Genomic DNA, 25,636 nt, shown 5'->3' on the forward strand with positions numbered 1-25,636 from the left:
TTTCGCTCTGCTCCCAATATGAGCGTTGCGTTGACGAACAAAACTCGGCTAAGTCAACATTGATTGTTTGAAATTGCACATTAAGAGGTCGTGATGGACAATTGGGACGAAGTCAGAACCGCGTATCAGGTGGCCCGCATGGGAACGGTCAGCGGCGCGGCCGAGGTTCTGGGCGTGCATCATGCGACGGTCATTCGCCATATCGACGCCATCGAGGCGCGTCTGGGCGTGAAGCTGTTCCAGCGTCATGCGCGGGGGTACACGCCGACCGAAGCGGGTGAGGACCTGTTGCGCGTGGCCCAAGCGACCGAGGATCAGTTCAACCAGCTGGTCGGTCGCATGAAGGGCCGCGGCGATGATGTCTCGGGTGAGCTGGTCGTGACCTCGCTGGCGTCGCTGGCGCCGCTGGTCGTGCCGACATTGACCGAGTTTCAGCGGTCGCATCCGGGCCTGATCGTGCGCTATTTGACCGGCGATCGCCTGTTCCGGCTGGAATACGGTGAGGCGCATGTGGCCATCCGCGCCGGTGCCGCGCCCGATCAGCCAGACAATGTTGTACAGCCTTTTGTCACGCAGGAGGTCGGGCTGTACGCCAGCAAGGACTACATCGCCCGGCGCGGCAAACCCTTGGGGGTGGAAGATTTTGGCAAACACGCCTTTGTGTGCAATGACGATGAAAACAACCGCGCGCCGTTCTCGCGCTGGTTACGGGCAAATACGCCAGCCGAGGCGATGACCTTTCTGTGTTCCAACAACTTCACCTGTGGCGAGGCGGTTTTGGCCGGGGCAGGGATAGGCTTCATGGCCCGGTGGGAGGCCGCGCGCCATCCTGAACTCGAAGAGGTCATGGAGCCCCTGCCGGAATGGTCCGGTAAGCTGTGGCTGGTGACCCATGTCGATCTGCATCGCACGACCAAAGTGCAATCATTCCTGCATTTTCTGAAAGACCAGTCCAAGGGCTGGCTGCCATGAGCCCACAGACGCGTGGCCATCTGGCCATGCTGACGTTCTCGGCTCTGGTCGCGGGCAGTTTTTCACTGGGGTCGATCATCGCCAATGAGATCGCCCCGGCGGCGCTGAATGCGGTGAGGTTCGGGATCGCCGCAGGTGTGATCGGTCTTGCCGCGTTGGCCACCACCGGTTTGCCGCGCAGCGCCGCACAGGCACCTTGGCGGTATCTTGTGCTGGGTGGGCTGTTTGGGACCTATTTCGTGCTGATGTTCTACGGGCTGCAGACCGCCCCTCCGGTCAGCGCGGCTGCGGTGTTCACCTTGACGCCCGTGATCGCCGCCATCGCCGGGTGGGCGCTGTTGCGTCAGATCATAACGCCCCGGATGGCGCTAGCCTTAGTGGCCGGTGCAGTAGGTGCACTTTGGGTGATCTTTCGCGCGGATTGGCAGGCGTTCCGGGTGTTTTCGATTGGCGGGGGCGAGATCATCTATTTCTGGGGCTGTGTCGCCCATGCGATCTACACCCCGATGGTGCGGAAACTGAACCGGGGCGAGCCAGCTGTTGTCTTTACCTTCGGCACGCTCGTCGCCGGGTGCCTGTTGCTGACCGGCTTTGGCTGGCGCGATATCCTTGCAACCGATTGGGCCAACCTTCCGGGTATCGTCTGGTTGGGCCTGTTCTACCTGTCTTTCTTTGCAACCGCCGTCAGTTTTGTACTGGTGCAGTTCGCCGCTTTGCGCCTGCCTTCGGCCAAGGTGATGGCCTATACCTATCTTGTCCCAAGCTGGGTGATCCTGTGGGAGATGGCGCTGGGCAACGGCATCCCGACGGGCCTTATTCTGGGTGGGGTCGGGCTGACCATCCTCGCGCTTCTCATGCTGTTGAAAGACGAAGCGCCCGCTCCGCAAACAGCGCCAGAATGACCCTGGCGCCTGATCCCAGCCGTGGCAGAATTCGACCATTGCACGAAAGGAACGCAAAAATGACCCGAGTTTTCGTGATTGGAACGGTGCTTTTTCTTTGTGCCTGTGCCCCAACCGTCTCTGACCAGAAGGGATCAGATCTGCAGGCCAGTTGTGAGGCGCTGGTCTCGGCGGAAACAGGGGTGGCATCTGGCGATGTTCAGGCGACCTCAACGCAGTCAGAGGCAACGGGAACGATCGTGAGCCTCTCTGTGACAGGTGCTGAAGCGCCCTGGATTTGCCGGGCCGATGCGACCGGTGTGATCACCGGTGTAGAATACAGTCAGGAGGGGTAAACTGGCCCTTTTGCGGGGTTGAGCCAGATCAAGGCCCCAAATTGCGTTGTCCTCTAGTCTCAAACTCGGAGAGAGGAGGACATCATGTACAATCACATCATGATCCCTGTCGACTTGCACATGCCGCCTGAGGTCCAGAAGGCAACTGCAGTCGCGGCTGAAATCGCCAAATGGCAGAGCGCCAAGGTTACCCTCGTCAGCGTGACGGGTATGCAGCCTGGTGAGGCCTTGCAAACGGATGAGGCGATTGCCGAAAGCCTTTCGGCGCTGGCAGACGAGATCGGCAAACTGAGTGGCACTGAGGTTGAGACGCGCAATATCCACTCTGTCGATGTGGCCGCGGAAGTGGACGGGGACCTTGCGAAAGCTGCTGACGACATTGGCGCGGATCTGATCGTCGTCGGCACCCATGCCCCGCGGATCACAGACTACATCTTCACGAGCCATGCCGGGAAACTGGCGCAGCATTCGAAGATGTCGGTCTTCGTGGTCAGATAACTTAGGGATCTTCCCCCGAAGGCAGCTCGACTTCCAAAAACCGTTCGAACGCGTCCAGATTGACGGGTTCGAACTGCCCGAAGCCCTGCATCCAGACCGAGGCGGCGCGCAGAGCGTCCGGCTCTAGCTTGCACCATTTCACCCGCCCGCGTTTTTCCTGGCTGATCAGCCCGGCCCGGGTCAGAATGACCAGATGTTTCGAGATCGCGGCCAGCGACATCTCGAACGGTTCGGCCACATCGGTGACGGCCATGTCATCCTCCAGCAGCATCGCAAGGATGGTGCGTCGGGTCGGATCGGCCAAAGCGGCAAAAACAGTATCGAGATCGCTAGACATGGCACGTTCCTAATACGCAGGAACCGGTTTGACAATTTGCAGCCCATCGCGATGCTGCGACGTGACTTGCAAATGGGTGTCGGAATGCCGCTGAAATACTGGCTGGTGATCTGTATCCTCGGCATTGGCTGGGGCATGTCCTTCATGTTCAACGCCATTTTGCTACGCGAACTCGGGCCGCTCTCCGTGTCCATGGGGCGGGTCGGGTTCGGAGCGTTGGGATGCTGGATCTATGTGATTGGCGCTCGTCTCAATGTACGCCTGTCAGTCAACCGCGCGATTGCCTTGCTGGGGTTTGGTGCGCTTAGCTATGCCGCGCCATTCGCGTTTTACGCGCTGGGCCAGCAGCATATCGGTGCCGGTGTGGCGGGTATCGTGAATGCAACGACGCCTGCCTTCGCGGTCATCGTCTCGCATTTCTGGCCGGGGGGTGAGCGCGCGACCGTCTTGAAGTCTCTGGGCGTGGTCTGTGGGTTCGCCGGAATTGTCGTGCTGTCGCTGCCGGTTCTTTACTCCGGGGCAGGTTCCCAGTTCTGGGCCATTTTGCTGATCCTGCTGGCTCCGGTTTGCTATGCCTTCTCTGTCAACTTCGCGCGTGCGTTCCGGGATATGCAGCCCGTGGTTCTGGTTGCCCTGGCTCTGACCGGAGCAACACTGGCAATCACTCCGCTGGCCCTCTGGCAAGAGGGGGTACCTCAGGTCACCCGGTTTGAGACCTGGGCGTCTCTGCTGATGATCGGATTTGTCCTGACCTCGGCGGCGTTCATCGTGTTTTATTGGCTGCTGCCCAAAGTGGGTCCAACGAATGTTTCGACGGTCACCCTGATCGCGCCGATATCGGCACTGGTGCTGGGAACATGGGTGCTGCAAGAGGCCCTGCGCCCCGAGCATTTGCTTGGTATGGCAGCGATCCTTGCCGGGCTTTTGCTGATCGATGGGCGCATTGTTCGGCGGATGCGCCAAGGCGCGGAAGTCAAAGATCAACCAAAGGGTTGAATATGGTATTTTAGGCGGAATGCCTGATTTAGTCCTTCGTCTGTGCGGCTTAGTGAATCCGAAGGGTCACATTTTGACTTTAAAAACAAATGCTTAACCTGCGTCAATTCGGGCGCGCAAGCCCGTTGACTCTGCGCCCCTTGCCCCTTAGCACCTAGCCTCAAGACTGTACGAGGGAAACGCCCGTGACCGACAATGACCAAAAGCAGCGTATGGCGCAGCTTGAGGCCAAGATCACGGCGGCGAAAAAGGCCAAAGCGCCCAAACCTCGCGCAGATGCTGACGTATCCGGAGGCGAGCTTGCCTGGAGGATGGTCATCGAAATGGTATCCGGTCTGGGGATCGGATTTGGCATCGGATACGGGCTGGACAGCCTGCTCGGGACAATCCCGATTTTTCTGGTGCTGTTCACATTGCTGGGCCTTGTCGCGGGCGTGAAGGTTATGCTCCGCAGCGCGAAAGAGGCCCAAGAGAAACAAATGGCGGCGACGGCTGCCAAGAAGGACGAGAGGGACTGAACGTGGCAACTGAGACCACCGCAGCAGAAGGCAGCAGCCTGGTATTCCACCCAATGGACCAGTTCATCGTCAAACCGCTGTTTGGCGACGGCGCTGTTGGCATGTTCACCATCACCAACGTGACCCTGTGGCTGTTTCTGGCGATTGTTGCTGTGATCCTGCTGCTGGTTCTGCCGACATCGAAGCGCGCGATTGTTCCGACACGCACGCAGTCCATCGCGGAACTGACCTACGGGTTCGTCTACAAGATGCTGGAAGACATCTGCGGCAAGGAAGGCGTTAAATTCTTCCCTTATGTCATGACCCTGTTCATGTTCATTGTCTGCGCCAACTTCCTGGGCCTGATCCCGACCTCGTTCACCACAACCTCGCATTTCGCGGTCACCATCCCGCTGGCGCTGGCCGTGTTCCTGACCGTGACCATTCTGGGTTTCGTCAAAAACGGTGCTGCGTTCCTGGGCCTGTTCTGGGTTTCCAGCGCGCCTCTGGCCCTGCGCCCGATCCTGGCGATCATCGAGCTGATCTCGTACTTCGTGCGCCCGGTCAGCCACTCTATTCGTCTTGCCGGTAACGTCATGGCGGGCCACGCGGTTATCAAGGTTTTCGCGGGCTTCGCTGCGGTCGCCGTGATCTCGCCTGTGTCCGTTCTGGCGATCACTGCAATGTATGGTCTTGAGGTCCTGGTGGCCTTCATTCAGGCCTACGTATTCACCATTCTGACCTGTGTTTATCTGAAAGATGCGCTGCATCCGTCGCACTAAGGTCCGATACCCAAACATCGAAACTTCCAATTCGTAAGGAGAAACATCATGGAAGGCGATCTCGCACACATCGGCGCAGGCCTGGCAGCAATCGGTTCCGGCGCAGCCGCAATCGGGGTGGGCAACGTTGCAGGCAACTTCCTGGCCGGCGCCCTGCGCAACCCTTCGGCGGCTGCTTCGCAGACCGCAACCCTCTTCATCGGTATCGCGTTCGCAGAAGCCCTGGGGATCTTCGCATTCCTGGTCTCGCTGCTGCTGATGTTCGCCGTATAATCTGCGGAACCTGATCCTTACGCGCAGGTGGGCCCAAGCCATAGCGGCCCATCTGTTGTAAAGACAAGTTTCCGACGGAGGATATCATGGCGACTGAACCCCTTACAGAAGAGGTAGCCGGCTCGTGCGTCGACTCCTATGGCTCTGCCATCGGGATGCCACAGCTCTGCTTCGATTGGTTCCCCAACCAGATTTTCTGGCTGGTCATTACGCTGGTCGTCATCTTTCTGGTCTTGTCCCGCGTGGCTTTGCCCCGCATCGCGGCAATCCTGGCTGAACGTCAGGGGACCATTACAAATGACCTGGCTGCGGCCGAAGATCTGAAGGCCAAAGCGGTCGAGGCCGAAGAGGCCTATAACAAGGCGCTGGCCGATGCCCGTTCTGAGGCACAGCGTATCGCAGCGGAAGCCCGCGCAGAAATCCAGTCTGGTCTGGATGACGCGATTGCCAAGGCGGATGCGGAAATCGCTGCAAAGGCGGCTGAATCGGAAAAGGCAATTGCCGACATCCGTGCCAGTGCGCTGGAAAGCATTCAAGTGGTTGCCAAGGATACGGCGGCTGAACTGGTAACTGCACTGGGCGGCGAGGCGGATGCCAAAGCCATCGACAATGCTGTTGACACGCAGATGAAAGGATAAGTGACATGCGGAACACTCTTGCCCTTATCCTGACCTTCGGTGCTGCCAGCCCCGCATTGGCAGCCAAAGGCCCGTTCGTCTCGCTTGGCAACACTGACTTTGTCGTTCTTCTGGGCTTCATTGTCTTCATCGCGGTACTGTTCTACTTCAAGGTCCCCGGCATGATCGGTGGTGCCTTGGACAACCGCGCCGAGGGCATCAAGTCTGAACTCGACGAAGCCCGCGCCCTGCATGAAGAAGCGCGCAGCTTGCTGGCCTCGTACGAGCGTAAGCAGCGCGAAGTTCAGGGTCAGGCCGACGCCATCGTTGCCGCCGCCAAGGAAGATGCAGACCGTGCGGCCGAGCAAGCCAAGGCCGATCTGGAACAATCCATCGCGCGCCGTTTGGCAACTGCGCAGGATCAGATCGCGTCGGCAGAAGCGTCGGCAGTGAAAGAAGTTCGCGATCAAGCGATCTCGGTTGCGGTTTCCGCTGCCAACGCCGTTCTGGCGAAGCAGATGACTGCGACGCAGGCGAACAAGCTGATCGACGAGTCGATTGCGGATGTCGGCGCCAAGCTGCACTGACATTCCCATGAATTTTGCCCTTTGACCCGGAAGCTTGCTTTCGGGTCAATGCGTTTTTAGGGCCCTTTTTCTGGCGATTGGATTCTTGATGAACATACTTGGTGTGGTCCGGAACGGTGGCAAAGCCCTTGGCGAGACGTTGCTTTGCATTGAACGACTGCGGGAGCGCCTTGAAGGCAGTCGCGTCATTATTGCGACAAACGATAACACAGACACCACCGATGAAACGCTCCAGCGATACGCCGCCCAAAGCTTCAGTGTTGAAATACTTGTTCTGGACGGTTTGGTCGAGCAGATCACAGAGCGGGTCGAGCGTATTGCGTCGGCCAGAAACGCCGCGTTGACACATCTGTTTTCCGGCCAGCCCTTGTATCCGCTTACGATGGTCCTGGACATGGATGGCCCGAATGCGCGGCTAGATGCGGATCAGGTTCTGAGGGCTGCGGCGCGCCAGACACCAGACTGGGACGCGGTCTTTGCGAACTCGCAGCCTGCCTACTACGACCTGTATGCGCTGCGCCGGGCGGGTTGGTGCGAAACCGACCCTTGGCAGCAGGTGACTTCGCTCAAACCTCCCAGAATACTGCGCAGTGTTTGGTGGCGGCACATGTTGCGCAAGTGGATCTATAACCGGCAGTACGAAATCCCCACAAACTCTCCGCTGATTGAGGTCGATAGCGCGTTTGGCGGGCTGGGAATTTACAAGACCGAAGCTCTGAAGTCGGCACGATACTACGCACGGGACGAAATGGGTCAAATCACCTGCGAACATGTTATGTTGCACCGGGCAATGCGGAAGGCGGGCAACCGGCTGTTTATCGACCCGGGTCTTCTGACACTTGCCCAGACCGAACATATGGGCCGCGGCAGTGGGCGCCGTATACCTAAAGCGTTGCTGAAATGAGACCTTTGCCATTCCGAGCATCTGCGGGCGATACCCACGACGCTGAGATTCAGAACGGGTTCGAGCAGAAGGATTAAAGCCAATGGACATGCCCAAGATCAGTCTGGTTATCCCAAACCTGAACTGTGCCGAGTTTCTGGAACAAACCATCATTTCGGTCCTTGATCAAGCCTATCCCAACCTTGAACTGATCCTGTCGGACGGCGGCAGCACCGACGGGTCACTTGACATCATTGCGCGCTATCGCAACGCGTTTGCGCATATCATTTCAGAACCCGACACGGGGCAGGCCAACGCGGTCAACAAGGGGTTTTCCTTTGCTACTGGTGATGTCATGGGGTGGATCAACTCAGATGATATGCTGATGCCGGGGGGGCTTGATCTGGTTGGCTCGCTTTTCGCGCTGAAGCCAGACCTGAACTGGATTACTGGCAGGATCACCACAATTGACGAGGCCGGGGCCATTCTGCATTCGCATCGGCCCAGACCGGTCTCGTATCAACGGTTTCTAGCCGGTGACTATCAATGGATTCAGCAGGAATCGACCTTTTGGCGACGCAACCTTTGGGAGCAGGCCGGGGGCGGTCTGGACGAGTCACTGAAGCTTGCCGTCGACGGCGAACTTTGGTTGCGTTTCCTGCGCCATACTGCGCTTGTCCCCGTGCATGCCCGCATCGGCGCCTTCCGTTTTCGCGCCGGACAGCGATCCGAGTCGATGGACGCTTACCATGCGGAAATGCGCCGCGTAATCGAGGCGGAACGCCAAAACCCTGTTGTTCTTGATGAAATCAGCCGCCGAATAATTTCTGAACCTTTGAACTTGCGAGGGGAACGAGAGACACAGAAAGCTTTCCCGGGTTTGAAATACTATGATACCAAGCCGCTGAATCCTAGAAACCTCTGGATTAGCAACGTGATCCGAAAGTTGCGCGGCCTTTGACCAACAGGCCGCACTCCACTGGAACAGGTCGTCAAGTTGTGCGAAATGCGTCCAAAACCGAAAGGAGTCCTACATTTATGACATTGTCTCCGCTGACCGGGCGCACTGGACGGTTTCTATTTGAAACCAAGGTTATCGGGCGTCACCATGCCAAGTATTTTTTGGATGAAAGCTGTGGCTATATCTGGGCGGACAGCCCGGATTGGTTAGATGAAGCTTATAGTGACGCGATTGCCTTAACAGACACCGGCATTGTCGCTCGAAATCTTGGAAATATCGAAACTGTTTCGACTGTCATGCGGTCCAACGGTTTGGAAAACGCCCGTGGTATCGACCTTGGTGGAGGGTATGGGTTGCTCGTCCGCGGGCTCAGGGACAGAGGTTTGAATTTCTATTGGTCAGACCCTTACGCGGACAATCTTGTAGCTCGTGGCTTTGAGGCGATCGAAGGTGCCTATCAAATTGCGACGGCATTCGAAGTACTTGAGCACTTGCCCAACCCTTTATCCCATCTGCAAGCAGCACGAGAGGAATTCGGTTTCGATACGGTTTTCTTTTCGGCAACGTGTTTCGACCCTGACAATACTCCTGGAATGGATTGGTGGTATTGGGCATTTGAAACCGGTCAGCACATCAGCTTTTTCTCAGAAAAATGTTTGGATTTTATGGCGGAGCATTTGGGCATGAGAAAGGTTCATATTCGAGGCGATATGTATGCTTTCACTACCTTGGAGGAACTAAATTGGCCCCGCGGTTGGAAGCGACGCAGACTAAAGAAACAGTTTCACGGTGTTAGTCTGACTCAGCAAGACTATGAAGACATGAAACGTCAAGTTTCAGCGCGTCACCCGAAGGCTTAAGAATTTATCCCGCACTCGTCTCTTGGGCCAATCGCATCTGGGCAATTCTTTCGTTCCGTTCGGCCTTGAGGTGATCGGCCATGCTGCTTTCGACGAAGTTCAAATGCCGTTCAACCGCGTCCCGCGCCGCAGCCGGATCTCTGGCTTGCAGGGCGCTGTTAATCGCCCGGTGCTGGTCAAGGATGGCGTCGCGGGTTGTGCGCTGCTGGAACATCATTTGGCGATTATAGAAGACACCCTGACGCAGCAGGTCATACATCGACCGCATCATATGCAGCATGATGACGTTGTGGCTGGCCTCGATGATGGCCATGTGGAAATCCGCGTCCAGTTGCGCCTCATCTTGGGTGGCGTTGTGTTCATGGGCGGCCTCCATTCGGTCAAAGATCGCCTGAACGACCTTCAGATCACTGGTCGATCCCAGACGCGCGGCACGCTCGGCCGCCAGCCCCTCGAGGTCGCGGCGGAAGGAGAGGTAGTCGAAGACCGCCTCTTCGTGGCTACCAAATAACCGGATCAGCGCTGGCGAAAAGGCAGATCCCAGCACCTCGGCCACGTAGATCCCCGATCCGGCTTTTGCGGTCAGCAGGCCCTGCTCCTGCAATTCGGCGATGGCGTCGCGCAGGGACGGGCGCGAGACTCCCATCCGTTCGGCCAGTTCTCGTTCCGACGGCAATCGCTCACCGGGGCGCAGGATGCCACGCAGGATCAGCAACTCGATCTGCCGGACCACAGCAATCGATAGCTTTTCGGTCTGAATTTTCTGAAAGGGCATAGGGTCGTCCGAAATTGGTCAAAACATATGACCACAGGGCGTGCGCGGGTTCAAGAACAGGGCTTCACATCGTGTGAAACATTAGGTCAGCATTATTGACTTTACTTGGTGTCTGCATAGGCTGCGCGCATTGAGATCGGAGGAGCCCAATGACCACAAATCCGCTATTCGCCACTCGGACGCAGAACATGAAAGCGTCCGAGATCAGGGAGTTGCTGAAACTCCTGGATCAGCCGGATATCATCTCATTCGCCGGCGGTATCCCCGATCCTGCCCTGTTTCCGGCGGACGCGTTTGCGCAGGCCTTTCAGGCAGCCCTTGGTCCGAACCGGCAGGCGCAAGCGCTGCAATACTCAGTGAGCGAAGGATACGCACCGCTGCGCGAATGGCTGGTCGACCATATGGCCTCAATCGGGGTCGTGTGTGATATGGACAACATCCTGATAACTTCGGGCTCGCAGCAGGCGCTGGACTATTTGGGCAAGCTGTTTCTATCTCCGGGCGATACCGCTCTGGTCGGGTGGCCGACCTATCTTGGGGCGATCTCTGCGTTCAAAGCGTATGAACCGCGTTTCGACCAGCTCCGCATTCCCGGCAATCAGGGGGCCGAGGAGTATCGAAAAGCCGCAGGCGCGAGCAGGGTCAAATTCGCGTATCTTTCGCCGGATTTTTCCAATCCCACGGGTGAAACTGTCGATTTGCGCGGGCGTGAGGCGCTGCTGGATCTGGCCGAGGATCTGGACTGTGCGGTCATCGAAGACGGGGCCTATCAGGCGCTGCGCTATGATGGCGCGCCAATCCCTCCGATTCTGGCGCTGGAGCAAGCGCGGAAGGGATCGATTGAGGCCTGTCGGACGATCTATTGCGGTAGCTTCTCGAAAACTCTGTCGCCGGGGTTGCGGGTTGGTTGGGTTGTGGCGGCCAAACCCATCATCTCGCAGCTGGTGCTGATGAAACAGGCGGCGGATCTGCATTCGGCCACAATCAACCAGATGGCCGTGCATGAGGTGGCGCAGGCCTGTTTCGAAAGCCATATCCCCAAGGTCCGGCAGACCTATCGCGCGCGTCGTGATGCCATGTTGACCGCGTTGCAGGCCAATATGCCCGACGGGGTCTCTTGGACGAAACCCGAGGGCGGGATGTTCGTGTGGCTGACGCTTCCCGCAGGGAATAGTGGTGCAGCGCTTTTGGCCCGAGCTCTGGACACGGTCAAAGTGGCCTTTGTTCCCGGTCAGGCGTTTTTCCCGGATGGCAGTGGTGAAAATACCCTTCGGTTGAGTTTTTCAAATTCCGATGAGGACACCATCCGCGAGGGTATTCGACGCCTTGGGCAGGTCCTGCGCGTTGGTGATCGGTAAGGCTTCGTTAACCATATCACCGTTAGAACGGCAGCATGATGCGCCTGCTCCCTGTCCTGCTGCTTGCTGCCTGTTCCGGTGGCTCGCCTCATTTCCGCGATATGCCTGCAACGCGGGTTGCGGTGAATGGCAGTGTCTTTGACGTGCGCGTGCGCGGCCCATTGGCCGAGGCGGTGCGGGTGAACTCTCAATACGCGCCGCGCCTTGGGCCGATGCGCGATCGGGCGGCGCTGGCCATGGCGCAGGTCTCGGGCTGTCCGTTGATGGATGTTCTGGGGGATGCGGCGGTGACGGTAGGCGTGTTGGGCTGTGATCAGGAACTGGGGGAAAAGCTGATCTTCGGCGCGCTGCTTTTGCGGTCTTATGAATGTGTCAACTATGGTTATTCCGGCAGTTCCGGCTATCAGGTCTTCGAATGCACACCCTACTAGCGCGCGTTACATTGCGCGTGAAATTGCCAAGATGTTGTGGATAACTCGGGCCCATCGCCCATATCCTGCGTATATCCGTTGACTCGGCCCCAATCCGTTGCGCAGACTTCCCTGTATTAGGAATCATGGGACAGGCCGCCTTTGCGCTTTAGCAAACTCAAACTGACCGGCTTCAAAAGCTTTGTTGATCCGACCGATCTGATCATTGCGGACGGGTTGACCGGTGTGGTGGGTCCCAATGGCTGCGGTAAATCCAACCTTCTTGAGGCTTTGCGCTGGGTGATGGGCGAAAACCGTCCCAAATCCATGCGCGGTGGCGCCATGGAGGATGTGATTTTCGCCGGGGCGGCCACGCGACCCGCGCGCAACTTTGCCGAAGTGGTCCTGACCATGGACAACTCGGAACGTCTGGCGCCTTCGGGCTTCAATGACAGCGACCAGTTGGAGATCATCCGCCGCATCACCCGCGATGTGGGCAGCGCCTATAAGACCAACGGCAAGGACGTGCGCGCCCGCGATGTGCAGATGCTGTTTGCTGACGCTTCAACCGGGGCCCACTCGCCGGCACTGGTCGGGCAGAACCGCATTGCCGAACTGATCAACGCCAAACCCCGCGCTCGCCGCCGCATTCTGGAAGAGGCTGCCGGGATATCGGGCCTCTATCAGCGGCGGCATGAGGCCGAGTTGAAGCTGAAAGGCACCGAGGCCAACCTGACCCGTGTCGATGATGTGTTGGAGCAGTTGGGCGGCCAACTTGCGCAGCTGGCGCGTCAGGCGCGTCAGGCCGCACGCTACCGCGAGATCGGAGATCAGCTGCGTCAGGCCGAAGGGATGTTGCTTTATCGCCGGTGGAAAGAGGCCGACATCGCCCGCCAGGTTGCCGAAGACAAGCTGCGCGACCGGATTACCGAGGCCTCGCGCGCCGAGGCCGCCGCCCGCGAGGCCGCCGCCAAACGCGTCGAGATCGAGGAAACCTTGCCCCCGTTGCGTGAGGAAGAGGCCATCGCCGCCGCCGTCCTGCAACGCCAGCAGGTGCAGCGTGATCAGCTCTCGGATCAGGAAACCCGCGCGCGCCAGACCATTGAGACGCTGACAAACCGCATTCAGCAGCTCGGGAACGATATCGAACGCGAAACGGGCCTGAATCGCGATGCAGGCGAAATGATCGAGCGCCTGGAATGGGAAGCCCGCGAGCTGATCAAGGCTGCGGAAGGTCATGATGAGAAGGTCGCCGAGGCCGCCGAGGTGGCGCGCGAAGCGGCCTCGATCCTGCAGGAACGCGAAGACCATCTGTCTCAACAGACCGAGGATATGGCCCGCTTGGTCGCGCGCCACCAGTCGGCGCAGCGTTTGGTTGAAGACAGCCGTAAGACACTAACCCGGTCCGAGGGCGAAGAGGAAAAAGCGCGGCTGGCGGTGGACGAGGCCAAGTCCGCCCTGACGCGCGCGGATGACGCATTTGAAGCGGCGCAAGAGGGTGAAGAAGAGGCCCGCGAAGCTGCCGAAGCAGCCGAGGAAGCGCTGGCCGCCGCAGATGAGATGCGGACCGAGACGCAAGCGCGCGAGGCTGAGGCCCGCGCCCAACGGTCCGAGGCTGAGGGTGAATTGGGGGCCATCCGGGCTGAAACCATCGCGCTGGCCAAGCTGGTCGAACGGGACACCGCCGAAGGGGGGCAGGTGCTGGACCTGCTGCGCGTCGCGCCGGGCTTTGAAAAGGCGCTGGGGGCCGCTTTGGCCGACGACCTGCGCGCACCGTTGGTTGAGGGCGATGGGCCATCAGGTTGGGTGCAGGTCGCGGGTTATGACTCGGATCAGCCTCTGCCCGAAGGGGCCGAACCTTTGGCGCTGCATGTCTCGGGGCCGGATCGCCTTGGCCGCCGGATCGCGCAGATCGGATTGGTGGATGCTGAGCTTGGCGCACGGTTGCAGGTGTCGTTGAAACCGGGCCAGCGTTTGGTGTCGCGCTCGGGTGATCTGTGGCGCTGGGACGGGTTCCGCGCCTGGGCCGAAGATGCCCCCAGCGCAGCCGCTTTGCGGTTGGAGCAGCTGAACAAGCTGGAGGCCCTAAAGCAGGAACTTGCCCGCACCGAAGCGCAGGCCGACGGTGCCCGCGCCGCGCATGAGGCCCTGTCGCGGCAATTGGCCGATGTCACCGAAGCCGACCGCCGCGCGCGCGAGGCCCGCCGTGCTGCCGATCAGCGCATGGCCGAAACCGCCCGCGCCTTGTCGCGTGCCGAAGCAGATCGCAATCTGGCGCAGGGCAGGCTGGAAACCCTGACCCTGTCCGTGGATCGCCACAAGGACGATGCCATGTCTGCCCGCGCGCAATTGCGTGAGGCCGAAGCCGCGCTGGCCGAACTGGGCGACCTCGACAGTGCGCGCGCGCAGGTCGAAGACATCAAACAAACGGTCGAAGCCGCGCGGATCACCATGCTGACCCACCGCTCGACCCATGATGAGTTGCGCCGCGAAGGTGAGGCTCGGACACGTCGCAGCCAGGAGGTGACGAAAGACCTCAGCGGGTGGAAGCACCGGTTGGAGACCGCCGAGAAGCGGATTTCCGAACTGGCCGACCGCAAAGAGGGGTCCGAAGAGGAACTCTCTGAGGCCATGGCAGCGCCCGCCGAGATCGCTGAAGCACGGGAAGAACTGAACGAGATGATCGAAGCTGCCGAAGCCCGCCGGGCCGAGGCCGCCGATAAGCTTGCTGAGGCCGAAGCTCAGCAGCGCGAGGTTGTCATGGCCGAACGTGACGCGGAACGTCTGGCATCAGAGGCGCGTGAAACCCGTGCGGCCGCCGAGGCACGCTGTGATGCAGCCAAGGAAAGCGTCACGGCAGCGGCCGAGCGGATTGCCGAAGATCAGCAGCTGACTCCGAACCAGTTGCTGAACCAGTTGGACGTGAACCCGGATCAGATGCCTGCCGCCGACGCGCTCGAGGCCGAGGTCAATCGCCACAAACGTCAACGCGACGCGATGGGTGCGGTGAACCTGCGGGCTGAAGAGGACAGCAAAGAGGTTCAGGAAGAATTCGATACTCTGAATGGTGAAAAGGCTGATCTGGAAGAAGCGATCAAGGCCTTGCGCAGCGGCATCGCCAGCCTCAACCGCGAAGGGCGTGAGCGTCTTTTGACGGCGTTTGAACAGGTGAATTCGAACTTCGCCATGCTGTTCAAGCATCTGTTTGGAGGCGGCGAGGCCAATCTGGTCATGGTCGAAAGCGACGATCCGCTGGACGCGGGGCTTGAGATCATGTGTCAGCCGCCGGGCAAGAAGCTTTCGACCCTCAGCCTGTTGTCGGGTGGCGAGCAAACCCTGACCGCAACCGCGCTGATCTTTGGCGTTTTCCTTGCCAATCCCGCCCCGATCTGCGTGCTGGACGAGGTCGACGCGCCGCTGGATGATGCCAACGTCACCCGGTTCTGCGACCTGCTGGACGAGATGTGCCGTCAGACCGAAACGCGGTTCCTGATCATTACGCACCACGCTGTGACCATGGCGCGGATGGATCGGCTGTTCGGCGTCACCATGCAGGAACAGGGCGTCAGCCAGCTGGTCTCGGTCGATTTGAAAAAAGCCGAGCAGATGGTCGCCTGACCCCCCTCACTGCAACGTTATGCCTGTTTCACGATGCTTCGGGCTAGGGTGTCTGTATGATACGTTTCCTGCTGCTCGCCCTGCTATCCGCCAGCCCGCTATCTGCCGCCGAATGGGCCGTAAAGCCCGGAGACGCGCCTTTGTCCGCTGAAGAGCTGAATGGCTTGGCTGGCCAGACTTTGACCTTTTTTGACGACGGTCAGTCTAAATATTCGGCCGGAGGGGCCTATTCCTACACTTACGCCAGCGGAGAATCCGCCTTTGGAACCTATTCCATTGCCGAGGATGGCAGCGTCTGTATCGCCTATCGAAACGGATTCAGCCGATGTGACCTCTATGTGCGCAGCGGGGGAAGGCTGGTTTTGATTGATGAAAAAGGGGATCGGTATCCTGTGCGTGCGGAGTGAGGGAGGAAGTGCGCAATTAGCCGTTCTCACCAGTGGCTGCAATGCGGGGCTTTGCAGACATCCAACCTCGCGACACTGACTGTTTTCACTCCCGTGCGGCATCAGAGAAGTTCGGGATTTCCCGATGCTCAAATATTGCCTTTGGCTCGCAGCTACCTTTAGCTGCGATTAGCGCCATCCGTGTGGGCAATTCCGCCATTTGCGCCAATATTGACGTTCATTGGATGTTGTCCGGAGTTTGGCTGAGTCCGTTAGCTCTGTTTGGAGCGAACATAAACATCATGACTCTCAATACATGTTCTTCGCTGGGACCTGCACCGCGCACCAAGTTGAGAATTGCGTTTTCAAGGTTGATTGCGTCGTCTTCGCGTTTGTCGATCATCGCCAATATGAATTCGTGGGCTAAACTCTTTGGTTCGATCAAAGATCCAGGTTTTACCAGACTCAACTCACTGAGCATAAATTCGAGCAAGAATGCGATTTCGTTCCGCCGGTCATGCGAACTTTCCGCGTCCGTCAATTCCGCCAGTTGTCCGTATGTTTCTGTAAGAATAACCGTCATCGACAACGGTTCTTTAGCATCGGGCTTTCGTGGTTTTGCAAAAAACGATTTCAGTCGGGCAAGGGCGATTGGAACTTCCTTCCATCTGTTGGACCACTGGCTTCAGTTCAAAGAGATTTCGCAAAATTTCAGCATTTTTGCCAGCGCAATAGATCATTTGTCGATCTGGTTGCTGCACTCCCATCCATTTTTTTTCAAGTACCGACCGCAATCCATTTGGCGCGCTCGCATAGTGAGGCAAACACGAACAAGTGTGTCTTTTCAATAACATTGAGGGCAATCACAGTCAGGAAATGCAATTTGCTGTTGGGTGAGTTGATTTGGTCACCAAAGATGATCTCAACCTAGATTGGCTTTCCAAAGGTCCAAGAATGCGAAGAACGATCCTTTCGTCTATCCTTGCTATGTTCGCTGGCATCGCGCACGCGCAGTCGTCCGAGTGCAACAGACTCTGCTCTCGCGATTTTATGTTCAGCCTAGAAGCTGGGCTCGATGTTATCCCGCTTGTCGCTGAAGGCGAGGTCGCGGATGGCTTCATGGAAGATGGTAGGACGCCCCTGATCTGGGCGGCTCTGGATCCAGACGAAGTGGATGCTCTCTTTTTCACTTCGTCTCTTATCTTTGCGGGTGGCAATGTAAACAGGCCAGATCAAACATTGAAAATGACACCGCTTCATTGGCATATTTTGCGCGAAGGGGGCCCAACTCTTCCTGTTGTATCTCTCCTGATTGAAGAGGGGGCCAATGTTTTGATTGAAAATAACGACGGCGCCTCTGTCTATGATTTTGTAAACGGAGCGGTTGCCGATGAGGTTGTCATCAGCCCAGAGATTGTCGAATTGATTGAAAAGGAAGCGCGCTTTCAAGAGGATTATGAATTTGCATCAAATCAGTACTTAAAAATGAATTACTCTAAGGCTGAACGTCTTCTTTTGGATTTGGCTAATTCGGGATACCCCCCGGCCCAATTTACGCTTGGTTTGATGTATCAAAGTGGAAAGGAAGGGCTTCTTGAAGATGTTGAAAAGGATCTAGAGGCATCAAAGTACTGGTTTAAGCGGGCGGCCGAAAATGGCAATGAAAATGCGATCTATGAGCTAGGTCGAGGGCACTATAAGAAAGGTGAATTCGGGCAGGACAACGGAGAGGCTTTCATGTGGCTTTCTCTTGGGGCCCGCAAGGGGCACGCGCCGTCTCAGGGCCTCTTGGGAGCCATGTATGCGAATGGTGTTGGCGTTGAGCAAGATCTGAAGAAAGCCGTCATGTGGGTCAGTATCTCACTCAGAGATGGGAAGGAGCACCCCGTCAGATACGACTTTATGAACAGGGTTGCCTCAACGCTGAGCCCTCAAGAGCTCTCTCATGTGCGAAATATGCGAGCAGAGTGCATCATGGCATTTTTCGAGCACTGCTAAGGAAAGAAGATGAGAAATATTGTAACGCTGGCTACTCTGTTGTCTGCATTGGCGCACTCAGCTCCTGCTGACGAGGTTTGGCCGCCGGAACCCTTCATTCGCGATCGCGAGCCTTATGTCTTGAAGATTGATGATGATACAATGCTCTGTGAGGTCCAGTGGGATGGCCACAAAGAGAATGGGGAGGTTCTGGATATTGCTCCAGAGGCGGACTTCTATATCGAAAGTGTTTTGATACCCATCTCTGGAGAGATGGTATTCATCAGTTCTGATCCGGTTCAGGTGTTCGGGCCAACGCAGGTGTTTCAATACATCCAAGACGGCGTAGAGATTGAGCTCACGCTTTTTGGGCACGTGTCAGACAATGGAGATAAGATTCTTGAACTTGTTGAGGTTGAGCACTTGTCTCTTGAACAGAAAAACGTGCACGAGTTCTGGGGGCGCCTATTCTGTCCATAGCCGCTTTCAATCATACATAGATCCTTTTGAGACCTTAAATCTGACGAGTTGATTTAGATTTGGATCGAAAAATAAATGGACTTTCCATTTTGGGCTATAAGCGGGCGCTGTCTTACAACCGCCCCAACAACTCCGCCGTTGGCCACGCATCTGCGGGCAGTCCCAGCCGCACCTGCTCCGCTTGCACCGCCGCTCGCGTGCCTGCGCCTAGAATGCCGTCGATCTTGCCCACGTCATAGCCACGCGCCTGCAGTTTGCTCTGCAACTGTTTCATCTGAGCGCCCGACAGGCCAGTTGCCGAATTGCCCGCGTCGTAGATCTGTGCGCCCTCCAGCCTTGTGCCGAAATAGGCTGCTGTCAGCACGTAGGTGAAGCTCTGGTTCCATTCGAAATAGACGTCGAAATTCGGATAGGCCAGAAAGGCCGGCCCCTTGTGCCCCTGCGGCAGGATCAGCGAGGCAGGCAGGTTGGACAGAGACCCGCTACGCGCCTGGACACCCATGGCCTGCCAGTCGGACACGGCACGCGGTTTGCCCGGTCCGGACAGGGACCAGTCCATTTGCGCGGGCACTGTGACCTCTTGCAGCCAGGGCTGGCCCGGTTGCCAACCCAGATGGGACAGCATCTTGCCCCCCGACATCAGCGCATCCGGGGCCGAGGTTTTTAGTGAGACTTTGCCGTCCCCATCCCCATCCATGCCGTTTTCCAGAATGTCGCGGGGCAGCATCTGGACCATGCCGATTTCTCCGGCCCAGGCGCCCGTGGTGCGGGCGGGGTCGAAATTGCCCTGACTGTACAGCTCCAGCGCGGCGAAGATTTGGGGTCGAAACAACTCAGGGCGGCGGCAGTCATGGGCCAGCGTGACCAGTGCGTTGCGGGTGTTGAAATCGCCTTGAAACGCGCCGTAGTCGGTTTCGAACGCCCAGAAGGCCAGCAGGACCCCGCGTGAGATGCCATATTCGCGCTCGATCCGGTCGAAGACTGCGTCGTATTTCTGCGACATGGCCTTGCCCCGGTCGATCCGGCTCTGCGAGATCAGACGGCGCGAAAAGTCGATGAAGGGTTTCTGGAATACCCCTTGCGCACGGTCGGCTTTCAGAACGGCGCTATCCTGCTGTACGCCCTTGAAGAAGGCGTCGACAGTCGGTTTGTCGAACCCTTGCTGAACGGCCTCGGCCTTCAACCCTTTGACGAAGGAATTGAACCCTCCACCACATTGCGCAAAGGCGGGTGTGGTCAGAAGGGCGGCGGCAACGAGGCCGGACAGAAAGCGCATGGGGCGTCCTTTAGAAGATCACGTTGACCCCAACCCACACTGAGATGAGGCCAAGCGCAAGCCCCCAGACACGCCAGAGCATGTCGCATGCGCGGAAAACCTCTGCCGCGCCGATCTCACGGCGCGCATTGCCATTGACCCAGGCCAGGTCGCGCAACTTTCCGTCATAGCTGCGCGGCCCGGCCAGTGCGACGTCCAGCGCGCGCGCCATGGCGGCCTCGGGCCAGCCTGCATTGGGTGAAATATGGCGGCGGGCATCCTGCAGGATATCCCTCCAGCGCGCCCATTGGCCTGACAGCGCCACGATCATCAGGCAAGTCAGGCGGGCAGGGATCAGGTTCAGCAGGTCGTCGAACCGGGCCGAGGCCCAGCCAAAGTCACGGTGTTTCTCGGTCCGGTAGCCGATCATGCTGTCAGCGGTGTTCACGGCCTTGTAGACCAGCACCCCCGGCAGGCCCGCCACCAGAAACCAGAAAGCGGGCGCGACAACGCCGTCGCTGAGGTTCTCTGCCGCGCTTTCGATCGCGGACCGGGCGACCTGTTCCTCGGTCATGTCGCTTGTGTCGCGTGAGACGATCATAGCCACCTGCGCCCGCCCGTCAGCAAGCGAGGCGTGTAGCCCTTCGCCGACGGCGCGGACATGGGTCACAAGCGACTTCTGCGCCAACAGGATCGCACAGATCAAAATTTCCACCACACCGCCCAGCTGCGCTAGCCCCCAGCCGATCCCTAAGGCTGCAATGACCAACAGGATCAGCGTGCAGACGCCCTTGGCGCGCCGCGCCGCGCCGTGGTTCAGCCGATTGTCCAGCCATCCAATGGCATTGCCGATCACCACCGCAGGGTGCCGGATGCGGGACCAGAGCCAGTCCGGCTCGCCCAACGCAGCGTCCAGACACATGGCGCAGACCAACAAGAAGGGGATGCTCACAGCGCAGCCTCCAGCCGGTCCCATCCGTGTGCAGGGGGCAGACCGAGGCGTAAAAAGCGTTGGGAGTAAGGGAAGATGCGGCTCCACATCTGTGCCTGTGCCAACCGGTCTTGCCAGAGGGCGGCATCCTCGACCTCGTAGAGGCGGAAAAGGCTTGTGCCTCCGACCAGCCGCGCGCCTTTATCAATAACCTTAGCGTCCAGCCGGGTGGCCTCGTCCTCCAGACGCATGCGGGTCTCGTTTGCCCAAACCGTGTCCTGCAGGGCTTTTGTTCCGACCCGCAACGCTGGACCCGAGACAGCCCACGGGCCAGTCAGGTCGTTCAGGCGGGCAATCAGCTTTGGCGCACCGATGGCAAAGCCCAACCGCATCCCGGCCAGCCCCCAGAATTTGCCAAAGCTTTTCAGCACGATCACGCCGGGCTGTCCGGCCAGATGGATCAGCGAGGCATCGGGCATCACATCGCAAAAGCTTTCGTCGATGATGGTCAAAGGCGCGTTGGCGTCGCTGGCCTGCCACATCCGGCCATCCGGGTTGTTCGGGTGTACGATCACACGCGTATCAGCAGGGCCGGTTTCCTGCACCGACCAGCCCTGAGCGACAAAGGCAGCGGCGTGTTCGTTATAGGTGGGCATCGTGATCTGCACCCGGCCTTGCGCCGTCAGTGCGGGAATACGTGCAATCAGAGCCGAAGCTCCGGGCGCGGGCAGGATTGCTGCCTCCGCCGGGACATTCCAGAATTGGCGGGCGGCAGTGCTGAGCCGCTCGAACGCGCCGTGATCGGGCAGTTCGGTCCAATCCGAGGGCTGCAGCCCTGCGATCGGGTAGGGATGCGGGTTGATGCCGGTGGACAGGTCGATCCAATCGCTGCGCGCGCCGCCATATTGCGCGATGGCCCCATCCAGACCGCCACCATGGTCGCGTTTCGCACGAGGATTCAATTCGGTATCGTTCATCCCAACGCATGCCCCAAATGTCGTATTCGCCCCGCTTCAAGCGGATTTTCGCCGTTTTGACAAGCAAATCCGCGTGATCAGACCCGTTAGCAGGCAGAGTTAACACTTTGTTAAGGAAATGACGTGATCACGGGTCTTGGGGGTCGGCACCACTCACCACACCAAGTGCCGAGGTTGTAGTATGAAAGTTTTGATTGTTGAGAGTAACCCCGATCTGGGTCGGGTCTGGCAAAGGCATCTTGAACGTCAAGGGGCCGAGGTCACGCTTGTGGCCGGGCAAGAGGCCGCGATACTGGCGCTCTATGGCTCAGAATTCGAGATTATCGTGCTGGATCTGGTTCTGGAAACCGGCAGCGCGCTGGCCGTGGCCGATTTCGCCAGCTACCGCCGCCCCGAGGCGCGGGTGATTTTCGTCACCAACACCACCTTTTTCTCGGACGGGTCGATCTTTGCCCACAGTCCCAATGCCTGTGCCTATGTGCAAAGCGGCACCCCGCCCGAGGATCTGGCGGCGATGGTAGAACACTACGCAGCGGGGCGCTGATCCCGTCCGTGCGGTTCAAGATATTCGAGCGCCGGGTTCACCGGGATGATCCGGTGCGGATTAATGCTGTCGTGGCTGTAGTGATAGTGCCGCACGATATGGTTCATGTTCACGGTCTGCGCGACGCCCGGCCATTGATATAGCTCACGCGTATAGGCCCAGAGGTTGGGATAGTCGATCAGCCGGCGTTTGTTGCACTTGAAGTGCAAGTGATAGACCGGATCGAACCGGATCAGCGTGGTGAACAGCCGCCAGTCGGCCTCGGTCACGCGGTCACCCATCAGGTAGCGGTTTCGGGCCAGCCGGTCCTCGAGCCAGTCCAGCGTCTCGAACAGTGCGTGGACGGCGGCATCATATGGCTCTTGCGAGGTGGCAAAGCCGGATTTGTAGACACCATTATTGACGTCCGAATAGATCCGCGCGTTGACCTCTTCGATCTCGTCGCGCATCTCCTCGGGCCAGTAGTCATCGTGATTGCCCGTGATCCCGTCAAAGGCCGCATTGAACATGCGGATGATTTCCGAGCTTTCGTTCGAGACGATCGTCTCCTGCTGTTTGTCCCACAGGATCGGCACCGTAACCCGGCCGGAATAGGCGGGGTCGGCCTTGGTGTAGATCTGATGGGCGTAGTCCAGGCCGTAAAGATCATCTCCGGTCGCGCCGTGATCATCGGTTTCAAAAGTCCAGCCCTTGTCCAGCATGTCCGGATGCACCACCGAGACCGAGATCAGATCGCTTAGCCCTTTGAGCTCCCGAAAGATCAGCGTCCGATGGGCCCAGGGGCAGGCATGGCTGACATAAAGGTGATAGCGTCCGGGTTCGGCCTTGAACCCGGCTTTGCCGGACGCGCCAGCGCTGCCATCGGCGGTCAGCCAGTTGCGGAATTGAGCGGCGCTGCGCTTGAACGCGCCGCCGGTGGATTTGGTATCATACCAGGTGTCGTGCCAGGTTCCGTCGACCAGCAGGCCCATGTCGCGTCCTCCGTTTCTGCGTTTCGGCAAAGATAGGGCGCAGAACCCGGCCTTCCTATGACAGCCCGCGCGCATGCAGCCTGCACCTGCGCACATCTGCGGCCTGAGATGTGCGCGCAACATCTGCGCGCGCTGTGGTGCCGATGTGATCAGCTTCACTGGATTTTTACGGTATTGCCTTCACAATAAGAGATATCGCAGGGGGGAGATTTTATGAGTACCTATGTTTCTAAGGAAATGAGCGCTGAGTTGGAGGCCGCGCGAATCGCCGCTTTGAAAAAGACCAGCCGTTTGCGGGTGGAAATGGGCGACAATTACTTCAAAATTCTTAGATTGTGGAAAGATGGTTTTACAGTCGAGGCTGAGACCACGCCGCGTCTGCGCGGGCTGGTCGACATCCATGACGGCGCGAACCATCTGTACCAATGCCTGATCGTCGCGGACGAGGAAGAGGCAGGCGAAATGCGCTATGAGTTCAAGCGCAATACAGCTGCTTCCGACAAGGCTCCGCTGGATTTCTACCGCGCGCCGGATGCTCCGATTGCTTTGCTGGGGCACGAGGACTAAGGCGTTTTGCCTGAATCAAGACCATCGAAAGTCGCGTTCGGCCGCAGTGAGAGGCTGTATATGGCGGTTCAAGCCAAACGCTGGGCGATCTAAGGTCGAATTTCGACGGTTGTACCGGTCGGCGTCAGGCGCCACAGGTGGGCCATCTCTTCGTTGGACAAAGCGATGCAGCCCAGCGTCCAATCTCCCGGCAGGGTGAGGCCGACAACGCCATTTGGTTGCCCGTGAATGAAGATATCTCCGCCGGGGTCGATGCCCTGTTGCTGTGCGCGGGCGATGTCATCGGGTTGAGGGTAGTCGATCCCAAGTGACAGGTGGTACGCACTGTTCGGGTTGCGCCGGTCGATGGTGAACAGCCCGACGGGCGTCTTTCCGTCGCCTTCCTGTTCCTTGTCTCCTTCCGGCGCGAAGCCCAGTGCGATCTCGCTCTGCAGTACGATGGCGCCGTCCAACGTTGCGGTCAGACGGCGGGCAGATTTTTCGATTAGAATGTGGTCGATCTGCGCGGCCTCAGGCGCGATGGCAGGCGCGGGAGGGTGCGGCCCGTATCTCTGCCATCCGATCCAGCCAAGGGCTGCGATCAGAAAGACCAGCGCGATCCGGGCCAGCAGGCGCATCTGCTATTGCAGATCGCCGAACGCCTGTTTCAGCCGCGCGCAGGCCTCTTCGACGCGGGAGCGTTGGGTGGCAAGGTTGAAGCGTTCGAAAGTCTCACCACCCGCACCAAATCCGGGGCCTGACGAGGTTGCAATCCGCGCGTCCTGACGCAGACGCCGGACAAATTCATCATGGTTCATGCCGGTGCCCGAGAAATCGACCCAGGCCAGATAGGTCGCCTGCAAAGGCATCGACCAAAGGCCGGGAATCTCGGCGATGGTGGCATCAAAAAGTTGGCGGTTTCCATCCAGATGCGCGACCTGAGCATCAACCCATTCCGCCCCTTCGGACGTGTAGGCGGCGGTGATCATGGCCACGCCCAGGGCGCTTGGTTCATAGTCAAGCGTATCCAGCCGGTGGCGCATCGCCGCGCGCAGTTTCGGATCGGGGATGATTATGTTGCCTGTGCGCTGTCCGGCAATGTTGAACGTCTTCGACGCCGCCGTAAGGGTCACGGTCCAAGGCCGTGCCTCGGGCGCCGCGACATCCATCGGGACAAACTTCGCCCCGGGGTAAACCAGATCATGGTGGATCTCATCCGAGACCAGAATCAGCCCGTTGCGCCCGGCGAATTCAGCCACCGAGCGCAGCTCCTCAGTTGTCCAGACCCGGCCCGACGGGTTTTGCGGCGAACACCACAGCAGCAGCTTCTCGGACCCATCCAAGCGCGATTGCGCGTCGTCCAGATCAATACCGTAGCTGTCGCCCTCGCGCACCAATGGGCATTCCACCACGCGGCGTCCGGATTTGTTCACCTTGTGGGCAAACTCATGATAAACGGGCGTGAAGATTACCACGCCATCGCCTGGTTCGCTCCAGACATCGAGGCTTAGGGCGATTGCATTGCCCAACCCTTGCGAGGTCAACACCCAATCGGTGTCGATCTGCCAGTCATGACGGGTTCGCATCCACCACTGAACTGAAGCCAGATATTCGGGGTGTTTCCACGAATAGCCAAAGACCCCATGTTCAGCTGCGCGGCGTACCGCATCAATCACGCAAGGCGCGGTCTGATAGTCGGAATCTGCCGTCCACATCGCCAGCCCATCATCGGGGGATACGCCGTAGAGTTGCTCCATCTTGTCCCATTTTGAACTGTGGGTGCCGCGTCGGTCGGTTGGGGTATTGAAAGTCATGTCTGCTCCATCTGTCGAGGCGAAAGCTAACTACAAATCAGGCGGGTGCAAGGGGGGCGTTGCGGCGACGGTCGGGATGCCCTAAATCAGCCTC

The 25,636-nt window shown here is 58.6% G+C and carries 30 protein-coding genes; 21 read left to right on the forward strand and 9 right to left on the reverse strand.

The window, feature by feature from the left end; translation table 11 throughout:
- Positions 1–93 precede the first annotated feature (93 nt).
- The 4 genes from AC2FD8_RS17740 (at position 94) to AC2FD8_RS17755 (ending at position 2,707) form a co-directional block, all read left to right on the forward strand.
- On the forward strand, positions 94–972 hold the full coding sequence (locus AC2FD8_RS17740) for a LysR family transcriptional regulator (protein ID WP_496858323.1): 879 nt from the start codon (positions 94–96) through the stop codon (positions 970–972).
- Complete coding sequence (locus AC2FD8_RS17745; protein ID WP_496858325.1) at positions 969–1,874, forward strand: DMT family transporter; 906 nt, start codon at positions 969–971, stop codon at positions 1,872–1,874. The genes AC2FD8_RS17740 and AC2FD8_RS17745 overlap by 4 nt, the downstream gene beginning before the upstream one ends.
- A gap of 59 nt (positions 1,875–1,933) precedes the next feature.
- A complete protein-coding gene (locus AC2FD8_RS17750) occupies positions 1,934–2,209 on the forward strand; it encodes a hypothetical protein (protein WP_496858327.1) in 276 nt (91 codons plus the stop codon).
- Between the two features lie 84 nt (positions 2,210–2,293).
- Positions 2,294–2,707, forward strand: coding sequence for a universal stress protein (locus tag AC2FD8_RS17755; RefSeq protein WP_496858329.1), 414 nt, complete (start codon positions 2,294–2,296; stop codon positions 2,705–2,707).
- Position 2,708: 1 nt separating this feature from the next.
- Here AC2FD8_RS17755 and AC2FD8_RS17760 read toward each other — a convergent pair whose 3' ends face one another.
- Positions 2,709–3,044, reverse strand: a complete 336-nt coding sequence (locus tag AC2FD8_RS17760; protein ID WP_170463173.1) for a metalloregulator ArsR/SmtB family transcription factor — start codon at positions 3,042–3,044, stop codon at positions 2,709–2,711.
- Positions 3,045–3,128: 84 nt separating this feature from the next.
- Here AC2FD8_RS17760 and AC2FD8_RS17765 point away from each other — a divergent pair, with 84 nt between their 5' ends.
- From AC2FD8_RS17765 to AC2FD8_RS17805, 9 genes are all read left to right on the forward strand, one after another.
- Positions 3,129–4,040 (forward strand): DMT family transporter, encoded by a 912-nt coding sequence (locus AC2FD8_RS17765; RefSeq protein WP_496858453.1) that lies wholly within the window; start codon positions 3,129–3,131, stop codon positions 4,038–4,040.
- Between the two features lie 185 nt (positions 4,041–4,225).
- On the forward strand, positions 4,226–4,558 hold the full coding sequence (locus tag AC2FD8_RS17770; RefSeq protein ID WP_496858331.1) for an AtpZ/AtpI family protein: 333 nt from the start codon (positions 4,226–4,228) through the stop codon (positions 4,556–4,558).
- A gap of 2 nt (positions 4,559–4,560) precedes the next feature.
- The gene (locus AC2FD8_RS17775; RefSeq protein WP_496858332.1) at positions 4,561–5,319 is read left to right on the forward strand and encodes a F0F1 ATP synthase subunit A; all 759 of its coding nucleotides are present in this window, start codon (positions 4,561–4,563) and stop codon (positions 5,317–5,319) included.
- A gap of 48 nt (positions 5,320–5,367) precedes the next feature.
- The gene (locus AC2FD8_RS17780; protein WP_005981269.1) at positions 5,368–5,592 is read left to right on the forward strand and encodes a F0F1 ATP synthase subunit C; all 225 of its coding nucleotides are present in this window, start codon (positions 5,368–5,370) and stop codon (positions 5,590–5,592) included.
- Between the two features lie 86 nt (positions 5,593–5,678).
- Positions 5,679–6,230, forward strand: coding sequence for a F0F1 ATP synthase subunit B' (locus tag AC2FD8_RS17785; protein WP_496858334.1), 552 nt, complete (start codon positions 5,679–5,681; stop codon positions 6,228–6,230).
- Positions 6,231–6,235: 5 nt separating this feature from the next.
- Complete coding sequence (locus AC2FD8_RS17790; RefSeq protein WP_496858336.1) at positions 6,236–6,796, forward strand: F0F1 ATP synthase subunit B; 561 nt, start codon at positions 6,236–6,238, stop codon at positions 6,794–6,796.
- Between the two features lie 88 nt (positions 6,797–6,884).
- Complete coding sequence (locus AC2FD8_RS17795) at positions 6,885–7,700, forward strand: glycosyltransferase family A protein (protein WP_496858338.1); 816 nt, start codon at positions 6,885–6,887, stop codon at positions 7,698–7,700.
- Between the two features lie 88 nt (positions 7,701–7,788).
- A complete protein-coding gene (locus AC2FD8_RS17800; protein ID WP_496858340.1) occupies positions 7,789–8,640 on the forward strand; it encodes a glycosyltransferase family 2 protein in 852 nt (283 codons plus the stop codon).
- Positions 8,641–8,717: 77 nt separating this feature from the next.
- Positions 8,718–9,500 (forward strand): class I SAM-dependent methyltransferase, encoded by a 783-nt coding sequence (locus tag AC2FD8_RS17805; RefSeq protein WP_496858342.1) that lies wholly within the window; start codon positions 8,718–8,720, stop codon positions 9,498–9,500.
- Between the two features lie 4 nt (positions 9,501–9,504).
- Here the strand turns inward: AC2FD8_RS17805 and AC2FD8_RS17810 are convergent, their stop codons facing one another.
- Positions 9,505–10,275 (reverse strand): FadR/GntR family transcriptional regulator, encoded by a 771-nt coding sequence (locus AC2FD8_RS17810; protein WP_496858344.1) that lies wholly within the window; start codon positions 10,273–10,275, stop codon positions 9,505–9,507.
- Positions 10,276–10,424: 149 nt separating this feature from the next.
- On the opposite strand from AC2FD8_RS17810, the gene AC2FD8_RS17815 reads away from it, so the two are divergent.
- The 4 genes from AC2FD8_RS17815 to AC2FD8_RS17830 all read left to right on the forward strand — a co-directional run bounded on the left by AC2FD8_RS17815 (position 10,425) and on the right by AC2FD8_RS17830 (position 16,068).
- Positions 10,425–11,633 carry an aminotransferase-like domain-containing protein gene (locus AC2FD8_RS17815; RefSeq protein ID WP_496858346.1) on the forward strand — a complete coding sequence of 403 codons (1,209 nt, stop codon included), beginning with the start codon at positions 10,425–10,427 and terminating at the stop codon, positions 11,631–11,633.
- Between the two features lie 35 nt (positions 11,634–11,668).
- Complete coding sequence (locus tag AC2FD8_RS17820) at positions 11,669–12,064, forward strand: hypothetical protein (protein WP_496858348.1); 396 nt, start codon at positions 11,669–11,671, stop codon at positions 12,062–12,064.
- A gap of 141 nt (positions 12,065–12,205) precedes the next feature.
- Positions 12,206–15,661: a chromosome segregation SMC family protein gene (locus AC2FD8_RS17825; RefSeq protein WP_496858350.1), complete on the forward strand. Its 3,456-nt coding sequence runs from the start codon at positions 12,206–12,208 to the stop codon at positions 15,659–15,661.
- Positions 15,662–15,717: 56 nt separating this feature from the next.
- Positions 15,718–16,068, forward strand: a complete 351-nt coding sequence (locus tag AC2FD8_RS17830; RefSeq protein WP_496858351.1) for a hypothetical protein — start codon at positions 15,718–15,720, stop codon at positions 16,066–16,068.
- Between the two features lie 217 nt (positions 16,069–16,285).
- Here the strand turns inward: AC2FD8_RS17830 and AC2FD8_RS17835 are convergent, their stop codons facing one another.
- The gene (locus AC2FD8_RS17835) at positions 16,286–16,630 is read right to left on the reverse strand and encodes a hypothetical protein (RefSeq protein ID WP_496858352.1); all 345 of its coding nucleotides are present in this window, start codon (positions 16,628–16,630) and stop codon (positions 16,286–16,288) included.
- Positions 16,631–16,950: 320 nt separating this feature from the next.
- On the opposite strand from AC2FD8_RS17835, the gene AC2FD8_RS17840 reads away from it, so the two are divergent.
- Both AC2FD8_RS17840 and AC2FD8_RS17845 read left to right on the forward strand, forming a co-directional pair.
- Positions 16,951–18,045 (forward strand): tetratricopeptide repeat protein, encoded by a 1,095-nt coding sequence (locus AC2FD8_RS17840; protein WP_496874327.1) that lies wholly within the window; start codon positions 16,951–16,953, stop codon positions 18,043–18,045.
- A 9-nt stretch (positions 18,046–18,054) separates the two neighbouring features.
- Positions 18,055–18,504 carry a hypothetical protein gene (locus AC2FD8_RS17845; protein ID WP_496858355.1) on the forward strand — a complete coding sequence of 150 codons (450 nt, stop codon included), beginning with the start codon at positions 18,055–18,057 and terminating at the stop codon, positions 18,502–18,504.
- Positions 18,505–18,616: 112 nt separating this feature from the next.
- On the opposite strand, the gene AC2FD8_RS17850 is transcribed toward AC2FD8_RS17845, so the two are convergent.
- From AC2FD8_RS17850 to AC2FD8_RS17860, 3 genes are read right to left on the reverse strand one after another with little or no spacing between them, the layout of a single operon-like run.
- On the reverse strand, positions 18,617–19,780 hold the full coding sequence (locus tag AC2FD8_RS17850; protein ID WP_496858357.1) for a lytic murein transglycosylase: 1,164 nt from the start codon (positions 19,778–19,780) through the stop codon (positions 18,617–18,619).
- Between the two features lie 10 nt (positions 19,781–19,790).
- A complete protein-coding gene (cbiB, locus tag AC2FD8_RS17855) occupies positions 19,791–20,711 on the reverse strand; it encodes an adenosylcobinamide-phosphate synthase CbiB (RefSeq protein WP_496858359.1) in 921 nt (306 codons plus the stop codon).
- Positions 20,708–21,667, reverse strand: a complete 960-nt coding sequence (locus AC2FD8_RS17860; RefSeq protein WP_496858361.1) for a threonine-phosphate decarboxylase — start codon at positions 21,665–21,667, stop codon at positions 20,708–20,710. Before AC2FD8_RS17860 ends, cbiB begins: the two co-directional genes overlap by 4 nt.
- Positions 21,668–21,848: 181 nt before the next feature.
- Here AC2FD8_RS17860 and AC2FD8_RS17865 point away from each other — a divergent pair, with 181 nt between their 5' ends.
- Complete coding sequence (locus AC2FD8_RS17865) at positions 21,849–22,211, forward strand: response regulator transcription factor (protein WP_496858363.1); 363 nt, start codon at positions 21,849–21,851, stop codon at positions 22,209–22,211.
- Here the strand turns inward: AC2FD8_RS17865 and AC2FD8_RS17870 are convergent.
- Positions 22,193–23,182, reverse strand: coding sequence for a glutathione S-transferase family protein (locus tag AC2FD8_RS17870; RefSeq protein WP_496858365.1), 990 nt, complete (start codon positions 23,180–23,182; stop codon positions 22,193–22,195). The two genes, AC2FD8_RS17865 and AC2FD8_RS17870, sit on opposite strands and share 19 nt — an antisense overlap.
- 213 nt (positions 23,183–23,395) lie before the next feature.
- Between AC2FD8_RS17870 and AC2FD8_RS17875 the strand changes: the two genes are divergently transcribed.
- The gene (locus AC2FD8_RS17875; RefSeq protein ID WP_496858367.1) at positions 23,396–23,749 is read left to right on the forward strand and encodes a hypothetical protein; all 354 of its coding nucleotides are present in this window, start codon (positions 23,396–23,398) and stop codon (positions 23,747–23,749) included.
- An 89-nt stretch (positions 23,750–23,838) separates the two neighbouring features.
- Here AC2FD8_RS17875 and AC2FD8_RS17880 read toward each other — a convergent pair whose 3' ends face one another.
- Together AC2FD8_RS17880 and AC2FD8_RS17885 are read right to left on the reverse strand one after the other, a co-directional pair.
- Entirely contained in the window at positions 23,839–24,366 is a 528-nt protein-coding gene (locus AC2FD8_RS17880; RefSeq protein WP_496858369.1) for a L,D-transpeptidase family protein, read from the reverse strand.
- Between the two features lie 3 nt (positions 24,367–24,369).
- Complete coding sequence (locus AC2FD8_RS17885) at positions 24,370–25,542, reverse strand: MalY/PatB family protein (protein WP_496858371.1); 1,173 nt, start codon at positions 25,540–25,542, stop codon at positions 24,370–24,372.
- Between the last annotated feature and the right edge of the window lie 94 nt (positions 25,543–25,636).

It is taken from the genome of Ruegeria sp. YTSC192 (assembly GCF_059609705.1).

What these genes read in the sequence shown, in the direction of transcription:
- AC2FD8_RS17740 (WP_496858323.1), top strand. Translation starts at nt 94, where the DNA reads ATGGACAATTGGGACGAAGTCAGAACCGCGTATCAGGTGGCCCGCATG.
- AC2FD8_RS17745 (WP_496858325.1), top strand. Translation starts at nt 969, where the DNA reads ATGAGCCCACAGACGCGTGGCCATCTGGCCATGCTGACGTTCTCGGCT.
- AC2FD8_RS17750 (WP_496858327.1), top strand. Translation starts at nt 1,934, where the DNA reads ATGACCCGAGTTTTCGTGATTGGAACGGTGCTTTTTCTTTGTGCCTGT.
- AC2FD8_RS17755 (WP_496858329.1), top strand. Translation starts at nt 2,294, where the DNA reads ATGTACAATCACATCATGATCCCTGTCGACTTGCACATGCCGCCTGAG.
- AC2FD8_RS17760 (WP_170463173.1), bottom strand. Translation starts at nt 3,044, where the DNA reads ATGTCTAGCGATCTCGATACTGTTTTTGCCGCTTTGGCCGATCCGACC.
- AC2FD8_RS17765 (WP_496858453.1), top strand. Translation starts at nt 3,129, where the DNA reads ATGCCGCTGAAATACTGGCTGGTGATCTGTATCCTCGGCATTGGCTGG.
- AC2FD8_RS17780 (WP_005981269.1), top strand. Translation starts at nt 5,368, where the DNA reads ATGGAAGGCGATCTCGCACACATCGGCGCAGGCCTGGCAGCAATCGGT.
- AC2FD8_RS17785 (WP_496858334.1), top strand. Translation starts at nt 5,679, where the DNA reads ATGGCGACTGAACCCCTTACAGAAGAGGTAGCCGGCTCGTGCGTCGAC.
- AC2FD8_RS17790 (WP_496858336.1), top strand. Translation starts at nt 6,236, where the DNA reads ATGCGGAACACTCTTGCCCTTATCCTGACCTTCGGTGCTGCCAGCCCC.
- AC2FD8_RS17795 (WP_496858338.1), top strand. Translation starts at nt 6,885, where the DNA reads ATGAACATACTTGGTGTGGTCCGGAACGGTGGCAAAGCCCTTGGCGAG.
- AC2FD8_RS17800 (WP_496858340.1), top strand. Translation starts at nt 7,789, where the DNA reads ATGCCCAAGATCAGTCTGGTTATCCCAAACCTGAACTGTGCCGAGTTT.
- AC2FD8_RS17805 (WP_496858342.1), top strand. Translation starts at nt 8,718, where the DNA reads ATGACATTGTCTCCGCTGACCGGGCGCACTGGACGGTTTCTATTTGAA.
- AC2FD8_RS17810 (WP_496858344.1), bottom strand. Translation starts at nt 10,275, where the DNA reads ATGCCCTTTCAGAAAATTCAGACCGAAAAGCTATCGATTGCTGTGGTC.
- AC2FD8_RS17815 (WP_496858346.1), top strand. Translation starts at nt 10,425, where the DNA reads ATGACCACAAATCCGCTATTCGCCACTCGGACGCAGAACATGAAAGCG.
- AC2FD8_RS17820 (WP_496858348.1), top strand. Translation starts at nt 11,669, where the DNA reads ATGATGCGCCTGCTCCCTGTCCTGCTGCTTGCTGCCTGTTCCGGTGGC.
- AC2FD8_RS17830 (WP_496858351.1), top strand. Translation starts at nt 15,718, where the DNA reads ATGATACGTTTCCTGCTGCTCGCCCTGCTATCCGCCAGCCCGCTATCT.
- AC2FD8_RS17835 (WP_496858352.1), bottom strand. Translation starts at nt 16,630, where the DNA reads ATGACGGTTATTCTTACAGAAACATACGGACAACTGGCGGAATTGACG.
- AC2FD8_RS17845 (WP_496858355.1), top strand. Translation starts at nt 18,055, where the DNA reads ATGAGAAATATTGTAACGCTGGCTACTCTGTTGTCTGCATTGGCGCAC.
- AC2FD8_RS17850 (WP_496858357.1), bottom strand. Translation starts at nt 19,780, where the DNA reads ATGCGCTTTCTGTCCGGCCTCGTTGCCGCCGCCCTTCTGACCACACCC.
- AC2FD8_RS17860 (WP_496858361.1), bottom strand. Translation starts at nt 21,667, where the DNA reads ATGAACGATACCGAATTGAATCCTCGTGCGAAACGCGACCATGGTGGC.
- AC2FD8_RS17865 (WP_496858363.1), top strand. Translation starts at nt 21,849, where the DNA reads ATGAAAGTTTTGATTGTTGAGAGTAACCCCGATCTGGGTCGGGTCTGG.
- AC2FD8_RS17870 (WP_496858365.1), bottom strand. Translation starts at nt 23,182, where the DNA reads ATGGGCCTGCTGGTCGACGGAACCTGGCACGACACCTGGTATGATACC.
- AC2FD8_RS17875 (WP_496858367.1), top strand. Translation starts at nt 23,396, where the DNA reads ATGAGTACCTATGTTTCTAAGGAAATGAGCGCTGAGTTGGAGGCCGCG.
- AC2FD8_RS17880 (WP_496858369.1), bottom strand. Translation starts at nt 24,366, where the DNA reads ATGCGCCTGCTGGCCCGGATCGCGCTGGTCTTTCTGATCGCAGCCCTT.
- AC2FD8_RS17885 (WP_496858371.1), bottom strand. Translation starts at nt 25,542, where the DNA reads ATGACTTTCAATACCCCAACCGACCGACGCGGCACCCACAGTTCAAAA.